Origin of the sequence: Massilia orientalis, from assembly GCF_030411975.2 — a bacterium.
Taxonomy (GTDB): Bacteria; Pseudomonadota; Gammaproteobacteria; order Burkholderiales; family Burkholderiaceae_D; genus Telluria; species Telluria orientalis.
In genome coordinates, this window is the sequence record NZ_JASNRB020000006.1 from 124,894 (window position 1) to 138,301 (window position 13,408).

12 protein-coding genes are annotated in these 13,408 nt (G+C 68.0%); 7 read left to right on the forward strand and 5 right to left on the reverse strand.

The window, feature by feature from the left end; genetic code table 11:
• Positions 1–3: 3 nt before the first annotated feature.
• A complete protein-coding gene (locus QPK29_RS11095; protein WP_371768296.1) occupies positions 4–1,431 on the reverse strand; it encodes an efflux transporter outer membrane subunit in 1,428 nt (475 codons plus the stop codon).
• Positions 1,432–1,519: 88 nt separating this feature from the next.
• Between QPK29_RS11095 and QPK29_RS11100 the strand changes: the two genes are divergently transcribed.
• The 3 genes from QPK29_RS11100 (at position 1,520) to QPK29_RS11110 (ending at position 6,471) form a co-directional block, all read left to right on the forward strand.
• Entirely contained in the window at positions 1,520–2,137 is a 618-nt protein-coding gene (locus tag QPK29_RS11100; RefSeq protein ID WP_056135763.1) for a TetR/AcrR family transcriptional regulator, read from the forward strand.
• Positions 2,138–2,212: 75 nt separating this feature from the next.
• Positions 2,213–3,385 (forward strand): efflux RND transporter periplasmic adaptor subunit, encoded by a 1,173-nt coding sequence (locus QPK29_RS11105; protein WP_371768297.1) that lies wholly within the window; start codon positions 2,213–2,215, stop codon positions 3,383–3,385.
• A complete protein-coding gene (locus QPK29_RS11110) occupies positions 3,382–6,471 on the forward strand; it encodes an efflux RND transporter permease subunit (protein ID WP_371768298.1) in 3,090 nt (1,029 codons plus the stop codon). The genes QPK29_RS11105 and QPK29_RS11110 overlap by 4 nt, the downstream gene beginning before the upstream one ends.
• 66 nt (positions 6,472–6,537) lie before the next feature.
• Here the strand turns inward: QPK29_RS11110 and QPK29_RS11115 are convergent, their stop codons facing one another.
• The 4 genes from QPK29_RS11115 to QPK29_RS11130 form a co-directional block, all read right to left on the reverse strand.
• Complete coding sequence (locus tag QPK29_RS11115) at positions 6,538–8,118, reverse strand: isocitrate lyase (RefSeq protein WP_371768299.1); 1,581 nt, start codon at positions 8,116–8,118, stop codon at positions 6,538–6,540.
• A gap of 628 nt (positions 8,119–8,746) precedes the next feature.
• Complete coding sequence (gene rnk / locus QPK29_RS11120; RefSeq protein ID WP_371768300.1) at positions 8,747–9,154, reverse strand: nucleoside diphosphate kinase regulator; 408 nt, start codon at positions 9,152–9,154, stop codon at positions 8,747–8,749.
• A gap of 12 nt (positions 9,155–9,166) precedes the next feature.
• Complete coding sequence (locus tag QPK29_RS11125; RefSeq protein WP_156403851.1) at positions 9,167–9,319, reverse strand: hypothetical protein; 153 nt, start codon at positions 9,317–9,319, stop codon at positions 9,167–9,169.
• Between the two features lie 335 nt (positions 9,320–9,654).
• On the reverse strand, positions 9,655–10,713 hold the full coding sequence (locus QPK29_RS11130; protein ID WP_371768301.1) for an NAD(P)H-dependent flavin oxidoreductase: 1,059 nt from the start codon (positions 10,711–10,713) through the stop codon (positions 9,655–9,657).
• 108 nt (positions 10,714–10,821) lie between these two features.
• Here QPK29_RS11130 and QPK29_RS11135 point away from each other — a divergent pair, with 108 nt between their 5' ends.
• The 4 genes from QPK29_RS11135 (at position 10,822) to QPK29_RS11150 (ending at position 13,407) form a co-directional block, all read left to right on the forward strand.
• Positions 10,822–11,748 (forward strand): LysR family transcriptional regulator, encoded by a 927-nt coding sequence (locus QPK29_RS11135; RefSeq protein WP_371768302.1) that lies wholly within the window; start codon positions 10,822–10,824, stop codon positions 11,746–11,748.
• 120 nt (positions 11,749–11,868) lie between these two features.
• Positions 11,869–12,621, forward strand: coding sequence for an SDR family NAD(P)-dependent oxidoreductase (locus QPK29_RS11140; protein ID WP_371768303.1), 753 nt, complete (start codon positions 11,869–11,871; stop codon positions 12,619–12,621).
• 10 nt (positions 12,622–12,631) lie between these two features.
• The gene (locus QPK29_RS11145) at positions 12,632–12,856 is read left to right on the forward strand and encodes a tautomerase family protein (protein ID WP_160407529.1); all 225 of its coding nucleotides are present in this window, start codon (positions 12,632–12,634) and stop codon (positions 12,854–12,856) included.
• A complete protein-coding gene (locus tag QPK29_RS11150) occupies positions 12,853–13,407 on the forward strand; it encodes a flavodoxin family protein (protein ID WP_160407531.1) in 555 nt (184 codons plus the stop codon). Before QPK29_RS11145 ends, QPK29_RS11150 begins: the two co-directional genes overlap by 4 nt.
• The last annotated feature ends 1 nt before the right edge of the window (position 13,408 follow it).

Here is a 13,408-nt window from a genome sequence, read left to right on the forward strand (position 1 = left end):
CCGTCAGCCTTGTGTCCAGCCGCCCCCGAGCGCCTTGTAGGCCGCGACGGCCGCGCGCGCCACGTCCGCCTGCGCCTGCGCACGCGCGTCGGCCGTGCGCAGCAGCGTGTCGTCCGCGCGCAGGACGTCGATCAGGCTGGCGGCGCCGCGCTGGTAGGCCGCGAACGACGCTGCGCGCGCGCGATCCAGCGCATCCTCGCCGCGCACGAGGACGGCCGTCTGCTGCGTGCGTTGGGTCAGCGCCGAAAAGGCGTTCTCGACATCCTCCGTCGCGTGCAGCACGGCGAGGCGGTAGGCCGCGAGCGACTCCGCTTCGCGTCCTTTGGCCTGGGCGATCTGCGCGTCGATGCGGCCGAAGTCGAACAAGCGCCAGCGCACGCCGAGCAGGGCGGCGCCCTCGCTGGCGTTTGCGCCGAATAAATGGCCGGCGGACAAGGTCGTCGCGCTGCCGAGCATGGCGCCCAGCGACACGTGCGGATAGTATTCCGCCATCGCCGCGCCGATGCGTGCATTGCCCGCAGCCACGCGCCGCTCCGCCGCGATCAGGTCGGGCCGGCGCTGCAGCAGGTCGGCAGGCGAGCCCATCGCGCCGATGGCCGGCACGGCCGGGATGGAGACGGACGCGCCCAACTCGTCGCGGTGCGTGCCGGGCGGCGTGCCCAGCATGACGTCCAGCGCGTTCGACGCCGCGTCGAGCGCGGCCTGCAGCGCCGGCACGGCGGCTTCGGCCTGCGCCAGTTCGCCCTCCGTCTGGTGCACCTGGTAGGCGGGCGCCACGCCCTTGTCGTGCAGCAGCGTCACCTTGGCGAGCAGGTCGCGGCGCGTGGCGACCTGGCGCTGGGCGATGCCGAGGCGGGCCTGCAGGCCGCGGATGCCGATGTAGATGTCCGCCGTCTGGGCGGCGACGGCGAGCCGGGCCGCGACGAAGTCCGCCGTCGACGCCTGGTAGTCGGCGCTTGCCGCCTCGCGGCCGCGGCGCAGGCTGCCGAACACGTCGATCTCCCAGCTGGCGGCCGCGTTCACGTCGTAGGCGTTGCCCCACCGTTCGTAGCCGGGCGTGGCGCCGGCGACGCGGCCCAGCGGCGTCTCCACCGACTGGTACGCGCGCGCCGCGGACGCATTGACCGCGCCGGCCGGCAGCAGCGCCGCGTCGGCCGCATGCAGGCCGGCGCGCGCCTGGGCCACGCGCGCCGCGGCCTGCGCGAGGTCGAGATTGCCCGCCAGCGCCTGCGCGACGTAGCGCGCCAGTTGCGGGTCGCCGAAGCCGTCCCACCACGCGTCCAGCCCGGCGGCCGGGCCTTGCGCGGCGGTGGGTTGGCCGAGGTAACGGTCCGGGACGGGCGCGTCCGGACGCCGGTAGTCGGGGCCGACGGCGCAGCCCGTTGCCGCGACGGCGACGACGGCGGCCGCGAGCAGGCGAATCGTGGTCATGGTCTATCCTTGAATGTTGTGACGAGTGACTATAATACTTATTGGTCACACTTTGTCAAACGTTTGTTCGACGCGTTAAGCTATCGCCATGAACACGACCCTCACTTCTCCATCCCCGACCCGGGGACCGCTCGACCATGACGTCCGCACGCAGATCGTCGACGCCGCGACGGATTACTTCACCCGCTACGGCTATGAAAAGACGACCGTGTCCGACCTGGCCAAGGCGATCGGTTTTTCCAAGGCCTATATCTACAAGTTCTTCGATTCGAAGCAGGCGATCGGCGAAGTCATCTGCGCGAACCGTCTCGCCGAAGTCATGCAGGCCGTCGACGCCGCGGTCGCGGGCGGCGCCAGCGCATCCGACCGGTTCCGCCGCATGTTCCGGGCGTTCATCGACGCGGGCACGGCGCTGTTCTTCGAAGACCGCAAGCTGTACGACATCGCCGCGACCGCTTCCCGGGACGCTTGGCCGTCGGTGCAGGCTTACGAGCGCTACGTCGAGGAACTCATCGCACGGATCGTCCGCGAGGGACGCGAGGCGGGCGAGTTCGAACGCAAGACGCCGCTGGACGAGACGGCCAACGCGATCTGCCTCGTCATGAAACCGTACATCAATCCGCTGCTGCTCCAATACAACCTGGAAGGCGCGCAGGACGCGACGCTGCATCTGTCGAACCTCGTGCTGCGCAGCCTGGCGCCATAAAAATCCGGGTAGTGACCATTGACTTATTTGGTCACTGGTAGAAGAATGGGGGCTTTCTTACCAAAGGGAGCTCCCATGTCCATTCGCTCACGCGGCGCACGCGCCCTGTGCCTGCTGCCGATTGCCCTCGCGGCATGCGGCGACAAGCCCGCCGCCGACGCCCGTACGGCGGCGCCCCTGGTCGAGACGATTCTCGTCCAGGGCGCGCCGGCCACCGCCCGTTCATTCACCGGCGTCGTCGGCGCCCGGGTCCAGAGCGACCTGGGCTTTCGCGTGCCGGGCAAGGTGGTGCAGCGCCTCGTCGACGTCGGCCAGGCCGTCCGCCGGGGGCAGCCCCTGATGCGCATCGATCCCGTCGACCTCGGCCTGCAGGCGCGTGCGCAGGCCGAGGCCGTCACGGCCGCCCGCGCCCGCGCGCGCCAGGCGGCCGACGACGAGGCCCGCTACCGCGACCTCGTCGCGGCAGGCGCCGTGTCGGCCTCAGCGTACGAGCAGCTGAAGGCCGCCGCGGACGCGGCGACAGCGCAGCTGAGCGCGGCCGAGGCGCAGTACGACGTCGCGCGCAACGCGGCCGGCTATGCGCTGCTCGTGGCGGACGCGGACGGCGTCGTCGTCGACACGCTGGCGGAGCCGGGCCAGGTGGTCGGCGCCGGCCAGCCCGTCGTGCGCCTCGCGCACGCGGGTCCGCGCGAGGCGGTCGTGCAGTTGCCCGAGACGATGCGGCCCCGGCTCGGATCGCAGGCGCAGGCCACGCTGTATGGCGGACAGGCTGCCGGCGTGGCCCGCCTGCGGCAGCTCGCGGACGCCGCCGACCGCCTCACGCGCACGTACGAGGCGAAATACGTCCTCGACGGCCCGCTGGCCGAGGCGCCGCTCGGGGCCACCGTCACATTGCGCCTGGACGGCGAACGTGGTGGCGACAGTGACGGCAACAGCAAGGCCGGCACGCTGCAGGTCCCGGCCGCCGCGGTCCTCGACACGGGCAAGGGCAGCGGCGTCTGGACCGTGGCGGGCGAGCCGGCCAGGGTCACCTGGCGCCGTATCGACGTGCTCGCGATCGGCGACGACATGGCGCGCGTGACGGGCCAGCTGAAAGCGGGCGAGCGCGTGGTCGCGCTGGGTGCCCATCTGCTGCACGAAGGCGACACCGTGCGCGTCGATCGCGTGCCGGGCCGGCTTGCCGCCGCAACCGTGTTGCAAACCGCGCCACAAACCGCGCCACACGTCGCGCCGGGAGCCGCACGATGAGCCGCTTCAACCTGTCCGCGCTGGCCGTGCGCGAGCGGTCGGTCACGCTGTTCCTCATCCTGCTCGTCTCGCTGGCCGGCGTGCTGGCCTTCCTGAAGCTGGGCCGCGCGGAAGACCCGCCGTTCACGGTGAAGCAGCTCACGGTGATCACGGCCTGGCCCGGCGCCACCGCCCAGGAAATGCAGGACCAGGTGGCGGAACCGCTCGAAAAGCGCATGCAGGAACTCCGCTACTACGATCGCACGGACACCTATACCCGTCCGGGCCTTGCGTTCACGACAGTCACGCTGCTGGACAGCACGCCGCCCGCCGACGTGCCCGACCAGTTCTACCAGGCGCGCAAGAAGCTGCAGGACGCGCAGGCTTCGCTGCCGAGCGGCGTCATCGGCCCGATGGTCAACGACGAATTCGCCGACGTCACGTTCGCCCTGTACGCACTGAAGGCGCGGGGCAAGCCGTCACGCCTGCTGGTGCGCGATGCCGAAACCCTGCGCCAGCGCCTGCTGCACGTCGCCGGCGTCAAGAAGGTGAACATCATCGGCGAACAGGCCGAGCGCATCTTCGTGTCGTTCTCGCACGACCGCCTCGCCACGCTGGGCATCGCCCCGCAGGACATCTTCGCCGCGCTCAATGCGCGCAACGTGCTGACGCCCGCAGGTTCGATCGACACGAAGGGCGCGCAAGTCTTCGTCCGCCTGGACGGCGCCTACGACGAGCTGCAGAAAATCCGCGACACGCCGGTCGTCAGCCAGGGCCGCACCTTGAAGCTGTCCGACATCGCGACGGTCGAACGCGGCTACGAGGATCCAGCCACCTTCCTGATCCGTAACAACGGCGAACCGGCGCTGCTGCTGGGCGTGGTGATGCGCGATGGCTGGAACGGCCTCGACCTGGGCAAGGCGCTCGATGCCGAGGTCGCGTCCATCAACAAGGACGTCCCGCTGGGCATGAGTCTCGCCAAGGTGACCGACCAGGCCGTGAACATCGGCGGCGCCGTCGATGAATTCATGGTCAAGTTCTTCGTCGCGCTCCTTGTCGTCATGGTTGTCTGTTTCCTCAGCATGGGCTGGCGCGTGGGACTCGTCGTCGCCACGGCCGTGCCGCTGACCCTGGCCGCCGTCTTCATCGTGATGGCCGCGACGGGCAAGAACTTCGACCGCATCACCCTCGGCTCCCTGATCCTCGCGCTCGGCCTGCTCGTCGACGACGCCATCATCGCCATCGAAATGATGGTCGTGAAGATGGAAGAGGGCTACGACCGCGTGCAGGCCTCCGCGTACGCCTGGAGCCATACGGCGGCCCCCATGTTGTCCGGCACGCTCATCACGGCCATCGGCTTCATGCCGAATGGCTTCGCGAAATCGACGGCCGGCGAATACACGAGCAACATGTTCTGGATCGTGGGCATCGCCCTCGTCACGTCGTGGATCGTCGCCGTCGTGTTCACACCCTACCTGGGCGTAAAACTCCTGCCTTCGATTCCGAAGGTCGAAGGCGGTCATCACGCCATCTATGACACGCCGAACTACAACCGGTTCCGGCGGCTGCTGGGTACCGTGATCCGGCGCAAATGGCTCGTCGCGCTGATCGTGATCGGCACCTTCGGGCTGGCCGGCGCCGGCATGGCCGTCGTCAAGAAGCAATTCTTCCCGACGTCCGACCGGCCGGAAGTGCTGGTGGAAGTGCAGCTGCCCTTCGGGACGGCGATCGGGCAGACGTCCGCCGCCGCGGCGAAGGTCGAGGCGTGGCTCGCCAGGCAGAAGGAAGCGCGCACCGTCACCGCGTACATCGGGCAGGGCGCACCGCGCTTCTACCTGGCGATGGCGCCGGAGCTGCCCGATCCGTCGTTCGCCAAGATCGTGATCCGCACCGACAATGAACAGGAACGCGAGGCGCTCAAGCTTCGCCTGCGCGCCGCCGTCGCCGACGGCCTGGCGCCGGAGGCGCGGGTGCGCGTCACGCAGCTGGTGTTCGGCCCGTACTCGCCGTACCCGGTCGCGTTCCGCCTGTCCGGCCCCGACCCGGACACGCTGCGCGCCATTGCCGCGAAGGTGGAAGCCATCCTGCGCGCCAGCCCGCAGATGCGCACCGTGAACACGGACTGGGGCACGCGCGTGCCGACCCTGCATTTCACCCTGGACCAGGACCGCCTGCAGGCCGTCGGCCTGACGTCGGCGGCCGTGGCGCAGCAGCTGCAGTTCCTGTTGAGCGGCGTGCCCGTCACGGCCGTGCGCGAGGACATCCGCTCGGTGCAGGTCGTCGCCCGCGCGGCCGGCGGCGTGCGCCTCGACCCGGCGCGGATCAACGCCTTCACGCTCGTCGGCGCGGCCGGACAGCGCATCCCGTTGTCGCAGGTCGGCACGGTCGACGTCCGGCCGGAAGAACCGGTGCTGCGCCGGCGCGACCGCGTGCCGACCATCACCATCCGCGGCGACATCGCGGAGGGCCTGCAGGCGCCGGACGTGTCGCTGGCCATGCAGCAGGCGCTGCAACCCGTCGTGGCGGCGCTGCCGTCCGGGTACAGGCTGGTCATGGCCGGGTCGATCGAGGAGGCCGGCAAGGCGAATGCCGCGCTGCTGCCGCTGTTCCCCATCATGCTCGCGTTCACCCTCCTGATCATCGTGTTCCAGGTGCGCTCGATCGCGTCGATGGTGATGGTGTTCCTGACCAGCCCGCTGGGCCTGATCGGCGTGGTGCCGACGTTGCTCCTGTTCCGCCAGCCATTCGGCATCAATGCGCTCGTGGGCCTGGTCGCGCTGTCCGGCATCCTGATGCGCAACACGCTGATCCTGATCGGGCAGATCGACCACAACCGCGCGGAAGGGTTGAATCCGTTCGACGCCGTCGTCGAGGCGACGGTGCAGCGCGCGCGCCCGGTCATCCTGACGGCGCTGGCGGCGATGCTGGCATTCATTCCGCTGACGCACTCCGTGTTCTGGGGCACGCTCGCCTACACGCTGATCGGCGGCACGTTCGCGGGCACGGTCATGACGCTCGTGTTCCTGCCCGCGATGTACGCCATCTGGTTCCGGATCGTTCCGGCGCCCGAGTCGGCGCCGGCACTGGCCGAGGCTGCGCCGGCCTGAGGCCGCAACAAAAAGCCCGGGCGGGCCTTGCGGCACCGCCCGGGCTGGCGTCAGTCGTGACCGGAATCAGAACTGGTTCATCGTGTTGTGCTTGCCGCCGGCCTTCAGCGCCGCTTCGCCGCTGAAGTATTCCTTGTGGTCGTCGCCGATGTCCGAACCGGACATGTTCTGGTGCTTGACGCAGGCGATGCCCTGGCGGATTTCCTTGCGCTGCACGCCGGCCACGTAGCCCAGCATGCCCTGGTTGCCGAAGTAGTCCTTGGCCAGGTTGTCCGTGGACAGGGCGGCCGTGTGGTAGGTCGGCAGCGTGATCAGGTGGTGGAAGATGCCCGCTTCGCGCGCCGCGTCGGCCTGGAACGTGCGGATGCGCTCGTCGGCGACCTTCGCCAGGATCGAGTCGTCGTACTCGGCGCTCATCAGGTGGGCGCGGTCGTAGGCCGACACGTCCTCGCCGCGCGACTTCATGCCGTCGTACACCTGCTGGCGGAAGTTCAGCGTCCAGTTGAACGACGGGCTGTTGTTGTACACCAGCTTCGCGTTCGGGATGACCTTGCGGATTTCCTTGACCATGCCGCCGATCTGGCCGATGTGCGGTTTCTCGGTCTCGATCCACAGCAGGTCGGCGCCGTTCTGCAGCGACGTGATGCAGTCGAGGACGCAGCGCGCTTCGCCCGTGCCTTCGCGGAACTGGAACAGGTTGCTCGCCAGGCGCTTCGGACGCAGCAGCTTGCCGTTACGCTGGATCACGACGTCGCCGTTCTTCAGTTCGGCGGCCGCGATTTCTTCCGCGTCGAGGAAGGCATTGTACTGGTCGCCCAGGTCGCCCGGCTCGTGGGTGACGGCGATCTGCTTGCTCAGGCCGGCGCCCAGCGAGTCGGTACGGGCGACGATGACGCCGTCGTCCACGCCCAGCTCGAGGAACGCGTAGCGCACGGCGCGGATCTTCGCGAGGAAGTCTTCGTGCGGGACCGTGACCTTGCCGTCCTGGTGGCCGCACTGCTTTTCGTCCGACACCTGGTTTTCCAGCTGGATGCAGCAGGCGCCCGCCTCGATCATCTGCTTGGCCAGCAGGTACGTCGCTTCCGCGTTGCCGAAGCCGGCGTCGATGTCGGCGATGATGGGCACGACGTGCGTGACGAAGTTGTCGATCTTGTCCTGGAGCGCTGCCTTGGCGGCGCCTTCGGCCGCATCCAGCTGGCGGAACAGGCCGCCCAGTTCACGGGCGTCGGCCTGGCGCAGGAACGTATAAAGCTCCTTGATCAGCGCGGGGACGGCGGTCTTTTCGTGCATCGACTGGTCCGGCAGCGGGCCGAATTCCGAGCGCAGCGCGGCGATCATCCAGCCCGACAGGTAGAGGTAGCGGCGGTCGGTGCTGTTGAAATGCTTCTTGATCGAGATCAGCTTCTGCTGGCCGATGAAACCGTGCCAGCAGCCCAGCGACTGCGTGTACTTGGACGGATCGGCATCGTAGTTCGCCATGTCGCGGCGCATGATCGCGGCCGTGTAGCGAGCGATGTCGAGGCCGGTCTTGAAGCGGTTCTGCGCACGCATGCGGGCGGCGGATTCCGGATTGATGGCGTCCCAGGCGCTGCCGTAGCGCTGCTTGAGGGTGGCGATGGCCTGGATATCGTTTTGGTACTCGGACATGTCGAACTCCATGAAAAGTGAATCGAAAGTGGTGAAGCGCATGGGTTCATCATATGAGATCCAGGTGTCTAAATCTTCTGTCTTATATAAGACATAAAACTAAAATTTAGCGATAGAATTCAATGAGTTATCTTAAGCATTCCGCAATGCGGCAAATAGTTTTGCGAAATGGAATATTCATCCCACCTGTTGAAAGGCTGAAATTTCATATCGTGGAACGCTATTCAGCCGAGTGAAAAATTCGGGGTCAGAGCACATTTCGAATTCAATTCGGGGTCAGAGCCCATTTCGGATCAATTTCTACATGCATTGTTGGCGCTTGCGGGCAGCGCGGCGAGTCGCCTCGACGTTTCGATGGCTGTGGAGATAGGCCATTCGCGGCCAGCGCGTAAAGTTGCCGCAAGAACTGTGCACCAAAATGTGCTCTGACCCCGAATTTGAGAAATTGCCGGAGATCCACCGGGAGCGGAGGGGCAAAAAAAAGCCCACTGGTTGGCGGGCTTGAATCTATTTTCTTGGAGGAAGATAGAGGAGACAGGAAGCATTGTGCTGCATTGCACAAGAACCGTCCAATGATGTTTCGTGATGAGCGTCATCCGCCAGGCGCATGACTGCGCATGCGCGGCGGTCAGAGGTGGTAGTGACCGGCGCGTTCCGGCTGGTAGATGACCTCGACGACTTCCACGCCGAGCGTCCGGCCGTCGGGATGCGTCCATTCGATGCAGTCGCCTTCCGCCAGGCCCAGCAGGGCGCTGCCGACGGGCGACAGCACGGAGACCGTGTCGTCGCCTTCGCCGATTTCCTTCGGATAGACGAGCGTCTTGCACCACTCGCCGTGCTTGCCGTCCAGGCGGAAGCGGACGGTGGAACGCATGGTCACGACGCGGGGCGGCATGTCCCAGGGCGCGAGGACGTCGGCCCGCGCGAGTTCGTCGGACAGCGCGTCGCGCGCGGCCGCCTGGGCGAGCGGGAGCCGGTCCAGCATCAGGTCGATGCGGTCGAGGTCGAGCGTCGAAATGGTGATGGCGGGAGACATGGCGGTCCTCCTTCAGTCGACATGGAGCAGCAGCCAGCCGAGCGGCAGGCAGACGGCGAGGGCGAGGCCGATGCGATGGCGCAGGCGCTTGCGGTGCGCGATCAGGTCGTTGATGGCGCGGATGCTGGGCGGGCGGCGGAACAGCGAGGGTCGATTGATCTTCATGAGTCGTCTCTTTATGTCCTGGACAGGAATGGGTCATGGCCGCCCGACGCGGGTCGGGCGGATGGATATGTTCTGTGGAGCCCGGCCAGCGGCTGCGCCGCCGCCGAGCTTAATGAAGCCGGGCGAGAGCGCGCGGCAGGGCGTAATCGAGCAGGCGCAAGCAGGCCGCCGTCGCGCGGACGGGAGCGTGGGGCTGTCGGCAAATTTGAAATTTCTCGTGAGCCATTGCGCTGCCATGCACCATAAGTCAATGCCCTATTGTACATCTCGTGGCGCGCGAACGGCGCGCCATTCGATGAGCGGCCGGCGTGCGCAGGGGCGAGGCCGCGGCGTGGTCAGCGAGCGGCGTCGAGCTCGGTTGCCAGCATGGCTACCAGCGCCGCCGCCGGCATGGCGCGCGCCAGCGGATAGGCCTGGCCGGCCCAGTTTACCGAGTAGTCCTGGTTGCCGCGCTTGAACGCCGCGGCATGCAGCGCCTTCGCGGCGTCGTACGCGATCGGGTAATCGGGCACGGGTGGATGGCCGGGCCCGCCGATCTCGTCGAAGAAGCGGTTCACGATGCCGCGCGCGGCGCGGCCCGAGATGGCGTCCGTCATGGCCGTCCGCGCGCAGCCGTCGCGCAGCAGCGCGCGGTGGTGCGGCGTGGCGGCCGACTCCGGCGCCAGGATGAATGCGGTGCCCAGTTGCGCGGCGCCCGCGCCCAGGCGCAGTGCCGCGGCGATGCCGCGGCCGTCCATGATGCCGCCCGCGGCGACGATCGGGATGGTCACGCTGGCGCGCACGAGTTGCACGAGTGCGAACGTGCCCAGCCCGGCATCCGGTTGCGCCGGGGCGAACGTGCCGCGGTGGCCGCCGGCCTCGATACCCTGGGCGATGACGACGTCGATACCGGCCGCTTCGATGGCGCGTGCTTCCTGCGGCGACGTCGCGGTGGCCATCAGCATGATGCCGGCCGCATGCAGGCTCGCCACCTGCGACGGCGTGGGCAGGCCGAAGTGAAAGCTGACGACGGCGGGCCGTTCCTCGACGAGCACGGCGAGCATCGCCGGATCGTCGAGGAAGCTCGTGTAGATCTCGCGCAGCGCCGGCGGCGCCGTGGTCTCCAGCGCGTCGAAGTGGGCGGCGAGCCAGTCCAGCCAGGCGGCTTCGCGGCGCGCGTCGGCGCGGGCGGGGCGATGCGCGAATACGTTGACGTTGAACGGCTTGTCCGTCAGGGCGCGCACGGCGCGGATCGCGGCGCGCGCCTGGGTGGCGTTGCCGGCGCCGACGGCGATGGAACCGAGGCCGCCGGCGTTCGAGACCGCGGCCGCCAGCGCGGCGGTCGATACGCCCGCCATGGGCGCCTGGATGATGGGGTGGACGATGCCGATGCGGTCGGGCAGGACGGTGTGCATGATGGGCTCCGAATGAGGTTGACGGCTTAGCCTAGCGCCGGTCGCCTGTGTCGATAAACCAAGTAAGATGCACGATTATTGATACACCGTGTAATGAATGGAGTCATGATGAGCCGCCAGTTCGACGACATCCTGCTCGGCAGCATCGAGCTGTTCTGTTCCGCCGCCGATCTGGGGAGCTTCACGGCCGCCGCGACGGCCGCCGCCGTCACGCCGGCCGCCGTCAGCCGGGCCGTGTCGCGCCTGGAAGCGCGCCTCGGCGTGCGCCTGTTCGTGCGCACGACGCGCACCTTGCACCTGACGGAAGCGGGCCGCGAATATTTCGACCAGTGCCGCCAGGCGCTGGCCCAGCTCGTCGAGGCCGAGCGCGCCGTGACGGGCCGCCAGAGCGCGCCGTCCGGCCTGCTGCGCATCAGCATGCCCACGCCGTACGGCCATTACCGCGTGCTGCCGATCCTCCCCGAATTCACGCGCCGCTATCCGGACGTGAAGGTCGACTTCCACCTCAGTAACCGCAACGTCGACTTCGGCGACGAGGGCTTCGACCTCGCGATCCGGGGCCGCGCGCCGGCCGACTCGACGATGATCTCGCGGCCGCTGGAAGACGCCGAACTGGTGGTCGTCGCCGCGCCCGACTACCTGAAGCGCATGGGTACGCCGAAGACGCCGGACGACCTGCGCGGCCACAACTGCATCCAGTTCGCGCTGCCCAGCACGGGCCGCAACATCCCCTGGCTGTTCCGCGTGGACGGCGAGGATATCGAACTGCCGACCGACGGCCTGTACTGCTGCGCCGAGGACATCCTGGGCGCCGTCACGCTGGCGCGCGCGGGCGGCGGCCTGTTCCAGACCTACCGCTTCATCGTCGACGCCGACCTGGCGGCCGGCCGCCTCGTCGAACTGCTGCCGGCGTACGGCGGCAGCGCGCGGCCGTTCTGCCTGATCTACCCGCATCACCGCCACGTGGCGCTGCGCGTGCGCGCCTTCGTCGATTTTCTCGTCGAATCCCTGCGCGCGACGCCGCGCCGCAAGTGATTCATTACGCGATGTAACGATTGTCTTGCTGTAACCCATCTTTTTCCGCGTTCGGGCAGTTCCTATAGTTGTCTCCACGGACGGCGCATCGGCGCCGCCCGGACAACCAGGGAGAACAGCATGAACGCAGCAACGAACAATCGTCGTACCGTCGTCATCACCGGCGCCTCCAGCGGCATCGGCCTCGCGCTGGCCAAGGCCTATATCGAGCGCGGCGACAACGTCGTCGGCAATGCCCGCAGCGCGGCCCGCCTCGACGCAGCGGCGGCCCAGCTCGGCAACCCGGCCAACTTCGTCGGCGTCGCCGGCGACATCGCCGAGCCGGCGACGGCCCAGGCCCTGTTCGAGACGGCGATCGCCCGCTTCGGCAAGGTCGACGTCCTGATCAACAATGCCGGCATTTTCAACGCGAAGCCGTTCCACACCTACACGCCGGACGAAGTCGACCGCCTCGTCGACACGAACCTGAAAGGCTTCTTCTACCCGTCGCAACGGGCCGCCGCACACATGGCCGCCAACGGCAGCGGCCACATCGTGAACATCACGGCGGGCATTGCGGTGCAACCGAACGTGAAGGTCCCGGCGGTGCTGCCGGTGCTCGTGAAGGGTGGCCTGAACAGCGCGACGCGCGCGCTGGCGATCGAACTCGCGGCGAGCGGCGTGAAAGTGTCGGCCGTGGCGCCGGGGATCATCGAGACCCCGCTGCACGGGGACTACGAAGGCACGCGGGCCTTCTACAACACGCTGGCGCCGAGCGGCACGACCGGCACGACGGACGACGTCGTCGACGCGGTGCTGTACCTGACGGACGCGCGCTTCACGAGCGGCGTCGTGCTGAGCGTGGACGGCGGCGCCTCCGCCGGCACGTGGTAAGGAGGCCATCATGCCCTACATCCTCATCCAGGTGACCGACGAAGGCGTCACGAAAGACCAGAAGGAAGCCATGATAGCCGGCGCGACCGATCTGATGGTGAAAGTACTGAACAAGGATCCGGAAGCGACGTTCGTCGTCATCGACGAAGTCAATACCGACAACTGGGGCCACGGCGGCGAAGCCGTGACCAGGCGCCGCCAGCGCGAAGCGGCAAGAAAAGGAGCGGCAAAATGAGCAAATCCATCGTCATCGTCTTCCACAGCGGCTACGGCCACACCCGCAAGATCGCCGAGGCGGTCGCGGAAGGCAGCAGGGGGCACCTGCTGGCCATCGACGCCGACGGCAACCTGCCCGACGACGCCTGGGACAGGCTGGCCGCCGCCGACGCCATCGTGTTCGGCTCGCCGACCTACATGGGCAACGTGAGCTGGCAATTCAAGAAATTCGCCGACCAGTCGTCGAAGGTGTGGTTCACGCAGGGCTGGAAGGACAAGCTGGCCGCCGCGTTCACGAATTCGGCGTCGGTCGCGGGCGACAAGCAGACCGCGTTGTACACGATGTTCACGCTGGCGCAGCAGCACGGCATGGCGTGGGTCGGCACCGGCCTCATGCCCAGCAACGCCAAGTCCGCGCAGCGCGACGACGTGAACTACCTGTCCTCGTTCGCCGGCCTGGCCACCGCGACCCCGTCGGACGCCTCGCCCGACGAGATGGTCCCCGGCGACATCCGCACCGCTATCCTGTTCGGCCAGCGCGTGCGCGCGACGGCCGAGCGCCTCGCGTGAC

Coding starts and splice junctions, on each gene's coding strand:
- QPK29_RS11145 (WP_160407529.1), top strand. CDS start 12,632: ATGCCCTACATCCTCATCCAGGTGACCGACGAAGGCGTCACGAAAGAC.
- QPK29_RS11110 (WP_371768298.1), top strand. CDS start 3,382: ATGAGCCGCTTCAACCTGTCCGCGCTGGCCGTGCGCGAGCGGTCGGTC.
- QPK29_RS11125 (WP_156403851.1), bottom strand. CDS start 9,319: ATGAAGATCAATCGACCCTCGCTGTTCCGCCGCCCGCCCAGCATCCGC.
- QPK29_RS11140 (WP_371768303.1), top strand. CDS start 11,869: ATGAACGCAGCAACGAACAATCGTCGTACCGTCGTCATCACCGGCGCC.
- rnk (WP_371768300.1), bottom strand. CDS start 9,154: ATGTCTCCCGCCATCACCATTTCGACGCTCGACCTCGACCGCATCGAC.
- QPK29_RS11095 (WP_371768296.1), bottom strand. CDS start 1,431: ATGACCACGATTCGCCTGCTCGCGGCCGCCGTCGTCGCCGTCGCGGCA.
- QPK29_RS11150 (WP_160407531.1), top strand. CDS start 12,853: ATGAGCAAATCCATCGTCATCGTCTTCCACAGCGGCTACGGCCACACC.
- QPK29_RS11130 (WP_371768301.1), bottom strand. CDS start 10,713: ATGCACACCGTCCTGCCCGACCGCATCGGCATCGTCCACCCCATCATC.
- QPK29_RS11115 (WP_371768299.1), bottom strand. CDS start 8,118: ATGTCCGAGTACCAAAACGATATCCAGGCCATCGCCACCCTCAAGCAG.
- QPK29_RS11135 (WP_371768302.1), top strand. CDS start 10,822: ATGAGCCGCCAGTTCGACGACATCCTGCTCGGCAGCATCGAGCTGTTC.
- QPK29_RS11100 (WP_056135763.1), top strand. CDS start 1,520: ATGAACACGACCCTCACTTCTCCATCCCCGACCCGGGGACCGCTCGAC.
- QPK29_RS11105 (WP_371768297.1), top strand. CDS start 2,213: ATGTCCATTCGCTCACGCGGCGCACGCGCCCTGTGCCTGCTGCCGATT.